Raw genomic sequence first — 5251 nt, forward strand, 5'->3', positions numbered from 1 at the left:
ACACCCACCCCCGGCCCCGCGGGGGTTGGGGGTGTCTCTGCCGCCCCCCCGCCCCGCTCCCCCCCCCCCCCGCGGGGCCCCGGGAGAGGGGTTGGGGTGAGGGCAAGCCTTTGACTTTAGAAAGTGCACTCAGAAACAAACTCCAGTAACTCCCCAGTCAACGGATGCACAAACCCCAAACGCCGCGCATGCAGGCAAACCCGCGACGCAGGCTGCGCGTCATACATCACGTCACCCACGATCGGATGCCCGATGCTTGCCAGGTGCAAGCGCAGTTGATGGCTGCGCCCGGTCACCGGCTCCAGTTCAACCCGCGTGGTCTGCGCAACCACATCCCGCGCCAATACCCGCCAACGCGTCAACGACGGCTTGCCCAGCTCAAAGCTCACCATCTGCTTTGGCCGGTTCGGCCAATCGCAGATCAATGGCAGATCGATCTCGCCGGATTCGCCCTCAACCAATCCCTGCACCAACGCTTCATAGCGCTTGCTGACCTGCCGCTGTTCAAACAACTTGGACAAGGCAACCTGCATCGTTTTGCCGCGCGCGTACAACATCAATCCAGAGGTCACCTGATCCAGCCGATGCACGGTCAATGCATCCGGATACTCCAGCTGCAGGCGCGACACAACGCAGTCCTGGTTTTCCGGCAGACGACCCGGCACAGACAGCAGACCGGCCGGCTTTTCAGCCAACAGCAGCGCCTCGTCGATGTAGTGCAAAGCAATCGTGTCAGTCATAAAAATCGAAATGTAGTGCCGAGCCACGCTCGGCAGAGGCCTTACCGATAGACCGTCAATCCGGCAGAAAGCTTACCCCTCCCCAGCCCTCCCCTTCGCTGCGCGAAAGGGAGGGAGCGTAGTGCCGAGCCATGCTCGGCATGAGGCTTCACGCGTAAAACCTCTGCCGAGCATGGCTCGGCACTACAACCGACAACAAATAAAAACGGGGAAGCCGAAGCTTCCCCGTTCATTGCATCACATCAACCGCCAGCTGTTACAGCAGGTCGGCAACGCCAGCGCGCTCTTCTTCCAGCTCACCCAGGGTGATGTCGATGTACTTCTTGGAGAAGTCGTCGATCGGCAGGTCCTTGATGATGGTGTACTCGCCGTTCTCGGTGGTGACCGGGAAGCCGAACACGACGCCTTCCGGAATGCCGTAGGAGCCGTCGGACGGCACGCCCATGGTCACCCACTTGCCGTTGCTGCCCAGCACCCAATCATGCACGTGGTCGATGGCAGCGTTGGCAGCCGAAGCGGCCGAGGACAGGCCACGGGCGGCGATGATCGCTGCACCGCGCTTGCCGACGGTCGGGATGAAGGTGTTGGCGTTCCATTCCTGATCGTTGATCAGCTCGGCAACCTTGGCGCCGCCGGTGGTGGCGAAGCGGTAGTCCGGGTACATGGTCGGGCTGTGGTTGCCCCACACGGTGAACTGCTCGAAGCTTTCCACGGTCTTGCCGGTCTTGGCAGCCAGCTGGCTCAGGGCACGGTTGTGGTCCAGACGCAGCATGGCGGTGAAGTTGCGCGGGTTCAGGTCCGGTGCCGACTTCATCGCGATGTAGGCGTTGGTGTTGGCCGGGTTGCCGACCACCAGCACCTTGACGTCACGCTTGGCGACGGCGTTCAGTGCCTTGCCCTGCACGGTGAAGATCTTGGCGTTTTCCAGCAGCAGGTCCTTGCGCTCCATGCCCGGGCCGCGCGGACGTGCGCCGACCAGCAGGGCCACGTCGACGTCCTTGAAGGCCACCAGCGGGTCAGCGGTGGTCACCACGCCAGCCAGCAGCGGGAATGCGCAGTCTTCCAGTTCCATGACCACGCCCTGCAGGGCGGCCTGGGCCTTTTCGTTGTCGATTTCGAGCAGCTGCAGGATGACCGGCTGATCCTTGCCCAGCATTTCGCCAGAAGCGATGCGGAACAGCAGTGCATAACCGATATTGCCGGCAGCGCCGGTTACGGCAACACGAACGGGTGCTTTCATGGGGGTTTCCTCTGCTAAGAAGCGGTTGTGGGGGTAAGGCCGGGCCTGCGCAGGCGCGCTGGCCAGCTGGAATCAGAAACGGCCACCTGTGCAGGTGGCCGTCGGTATCAATCAGGCGGCGAGGATCTTGTTCCACTCGGCGACGCGGTCGGCCTTGGCGGCCAGCACGGCGTCGGTATCGCCTTCCAGGGTGATCTTGTTGATCGCATCGCCCTGCTGGATCGCGTCAACCACGTCCAGGCCTTCAAGCACCTTGCCAAACACGGTGTGCTTGCCATCGAGCCAATCGGTCTTGATGTGGGTGATGAAGAACTGGCTGCCGTTGGTGTTCGGGCCGGCATTGGCCATGGACAGCACGCCGCGCTCGTGGCGCACGCCGTTCTTGGTTTCATCTTCAAAACGGTAGCCAGGGCCGCCACGGCCGGAGCCTTCCGGGCAGCCGCCCTGGACCATGAAGTCGGCGATCACACGGTGGAACGCCAGGCCGTCATAGAAGCCATGCTTGATCAGGTTGACGAAGTTGGCGACGGTCAGCGGCGCCTTGTCGGCATACAGCTCAACCTTGATCAGGCCGCGGGAGGTGTCGAAATTGGCGATCAGCGACATGGGAAATCCTTAGTAAAGAAGACGACTCTCAATAGCCCGCTAGTTTACACCCGGCTCTGCCCGTGCTGCTGCCCCTCCCCCGCAGCCTGCCGGGGAGAAGTCTGAATGGGCTATCGGACCAGTCTGAACGGCAGTTTTCGCATAACTGCGACATAGCGCTATAATGCTGGACTCATTTTCCCCATTTCACGGCACCGGCTGGCCGTCTTTCGCATGTCCATCGAAAATCTTCGCAACATCGCCATCGTCGCCCACGTCGATCATGGCAAGACCACCCTCGTCGACCAGCTGCTCAAGCAGTCCGGCACCCTGTCCGAGCGCACGGTACTCGCCGAGCGCGTAATGGACAGCAACGACCAGGAAAAGGAACGCGGCATCACCATCCTGGCCAAGAACACGGCCATCACCTGGGAAGACAAGAAGACCGGCACCAAGAACCGGATCAACATCGTCGACACCCCGGGACACGCCGACTTCGGCGGCGAGGTGGAGCGCGTGCTGTCCATGGTCGACTCGGTGCTGATCCTGGTTGACGCGATGGACGGCCCGATGCCGCAGACCCGCTTCGTCACCCAGAAGGCCTTCGCGATGGGCTTCAAGCCGATCGTCGTGGTCAACAAGGTCGACCGCCCGGGCGCCCGTCCGGAATGGGTCATCGACCAGGTGTTCGACCTGTTCGACAAGCTCGGCGCCACCAATGAGCAGCTCGACTTCCCGATCGTCTACGCCTCGGGCCTGAACGGCTACGCCGGCCTGGAAGACACCGTCCGCGACGGCGACATGACCCCGCTGTACGAAGCGATCATGAAGTACGTGCCGGTGCCGGAAGTCGAGGCCGACGGCCCGTTCCAGATGCGCATCAGCCAGCTGGACTACAACAATTTCGTCGGCGTGATCGGCATCGGCCGCATCCAGCGCGGCAAGGTCAAGAAGAACCAGGCCGTCGCCGTGATCGACCGTGAAGGCAAGAAGCGCCAGGGCAAGGTCCTGCAGGTGCTGGGCTTCATGGGCCTGGAGCGCATCGAAGTCGAGGAAGCACAGGCGGGCGACATCATCGCCATCTCCGGCATCCAGGAACTGACCATCTCCGACACCGTCTGCGCCCTGGACACCCCGGAAGCGCTGCCGCCGCTGACTGTCGACGAGCCGACCATCTCGATGACCTTCCAGGTCAACAACTCGCCGTTCGCCGGCAACAAGGACCTGTCCGGTGGCAAGTTCCTGACCAGCCGTCAGTTGAAGGAGCGCCTGGAGCGCGAGACCGTGCACAACGTGGCACTGAAGGTCGAGCAGCTTGAAGACGCCGACAAGTTCCTGGTCTCCGGCCGTGGCGAGCTGCACCTGTCGGTGCTGATCGAAACCATGCGTCGTGAAGGCTACGAGCTGGCCGTGTCGCGCCCGGAAGTCATCATCAAGCAGATCGACGGCCAGGCCATGGAGCCGATCGAGCAGCTGGTCGTCGATATCGAAGAGCAGCACCAGGGCGGCGTGATGGAAAAGCTGGGCACCCGCAAGGGCCTGCTTGAAAACATGGAGTCCGACGGCAAGGGCCGTGTTCGCCTTGATTTCAAGATCCCGGCGCGTGGCCTGATCGGCTTCCAGAACGAGTTCAAGACCCTGACCCAGGGCTCTGGCCTGCTGTTCCACGTGTTCGACCATTACGGCCCGAAGGAACAGGGCGCCATCGCCAAGCGCCTGAACGGCGTGATGATCGCCAATGCCCCGGGCGCAACCCCGGCCTACTCGCTGGGCCCGTTGCAGGAACGCGGCAAGCTGTTCGCAGCTGAAGGCGACAACGTGTACGAAGGCCAGCTGATCGGTATCCACTCCAAGGACAACGATCTGACCGTCAACGCGATCAAGACCAAGCCGCTGACCAACATGCGCGCTTCGGGCAAGGACGATGCGATCCAGCTGACCCCGGCCATCAAGTTCTCGCTGGAACAGGCCCTGGACTTCATCGACGACGACGAGCTGGTGGAAATCACCCCGAAGGAAATTCGTCTGCGCAAGAAGTTCCTGACCGAAAGCGACCGCAAGAAGGCGTCGCGCGGCGGCTGATTGTCTTGACTGACAACAAGCCCTACAACCCGGATCCGCATGCGCATCCGGGATTGGCAGCCATCGCGCTGCTGGAAGCGGGAAAGGCCGTACTGGCCTTTCTCGCCGCGGCTGGCCTGGAAATCTCCGGGCCGGCTCCGCTTCGCAACATCATCAATGCCCTGATCCACCGCGCAGGTGGTGACCCCGAGAACGGCGCGTTCTCCTCGTTGCTGGGCATGATCACCCCCGATACTGTTCACCTCGGCGCCGCTGTACTGGTCGGCTACGGGCTGTTGCGCGTGCTTGAAGCCTGGGGCCTGTGGCGCGCCAAGGCCTGGGCCTCATGGCTGGGCTGCATCTCCGCCGCGCTCTATCTGCCGCTGGACTTCTACGCCATCGTCAAACACCCCGGCTGGGCCTCCTGGCTGCTGCTGGCGGTCAACCTGCTGGTCGTCTGGGTACTGGCCCGCGACCTGGGCAAGCGCCACCGCAAGCGCTGACGCTTCACCTGTAGTGCCGAGCCATGCTCGGCATGAGACCTGCTCCACCAGTAGTGGGGGGGGGGGGGGGGGGGGGGGGGGGGGGGGGGGGGGCGCGGGACAGGGGCGCGGGGGGGGGGGGG

General features: G+C 63.1%; 5 protein-coding genes. 2 read left to right on the forward strand and 3 right to left on the reverse strand.

The features are described 5' to 3' along the window. Positions 1–116 precede the first annotated feature (116 nt). From ACVOLS_RS21230 to ACVOLS_RS21240, 3 genes are all read right to left on the reverse strand, one after another. On the reverse strand, positions 117–740 hold the full coding sequence (locus tag ACVOLS_RS21230; protein WP_481547268.1) for an RluA family pseudouridine synthase: 624 nt from the start codon (positions 738–740) through the stop codon (positions 117–119). A gap of 256 nt (positions 741–996) precedes the next feature. Continuing rightward, positions 997–1980: a malate dehydrogenase gene (locus ACVOLS_RS21235; RefSeq protein ID WP_481547269.1), complete on the reverse strand. Its 984-nt coding sequence runs from the start codon at positions 1978–1980 to the stop codon at positions 997–999. A gap of 111 nt (positions 1981–2091) precedes the next feature. Beyond that, positions 2092–2586, reverse strand: coding sequence for a peptidylprolyl isomerase (locus ACVOLS_RS21240; RefSeq protein WP_481547270.1), 495 nt, complete (start codon positions 2584–2586; stop codon positions 2092–2094). A 213-nt stretch (positions 2587–2799) separates the two neighbouring features. Between ACVOLS_RS21240 and typA the strand changes: the two genes are divergently transcribed. After that, complete coding sequence (gene typA, locus ACVOLS_RS21245; protein WP_481547271.1) at positions 2800–4647, forward strand: translational GTPase TypA; 1848 nt, start codon at positions 2800–2802, stop codon at positions 4645–4647. 5 nt (positions 4648–4652) lie between these two features. Next, positions 4653–5129, forward strand: coding sequence for a DUF2127 domain-containing protein (locus ACVOLS_RS21250; RefSeq protein WP_481547272.1), 477 nt, complete (start codon positions 4653–4655; stop codon positions 5127–5129). The last annotated feature ends 122 nt before the right edge of the window (positions 5130–5251 follow it).

Source organism: Stenotrophomonas sp. STEN038 (assembly GCF_056759895.1).

What these genes read in the sequence shown, in the direction of transcription:
- ACVOLS_RS21235 (WP_481547269.1), bottom strand. Translation starts at nt 1,980, where the DNA reads ATGAAAGCACCCGTTCGTGTTGCCGTAACCGGCGCTGCCGGCAATATC.
- typA (WP_481547271.1), top strand. Translation starts at nt 2,800, where the DNA reads ATGTCCATCGAAAATCTTCGCAACATCGCCATCGTCGCCCACGTCGAT.
- ACVOLS_RS21230 (WP_481547268.1), bottom strand. Translation starts at nt 740, where the DNA reads ATGACTGACACGATTGCTTTGCACTACATCGACGAGGCGCTGCTGTTG.
- ACVOLS_RS21240 (WP_481547270.1), bottom strand. Translation starts at nt 2,586, where the DNA reads ATGTCGCTGATCGCCAATTTCGACACCTCCCGCGGCCTGATCAAGGTT.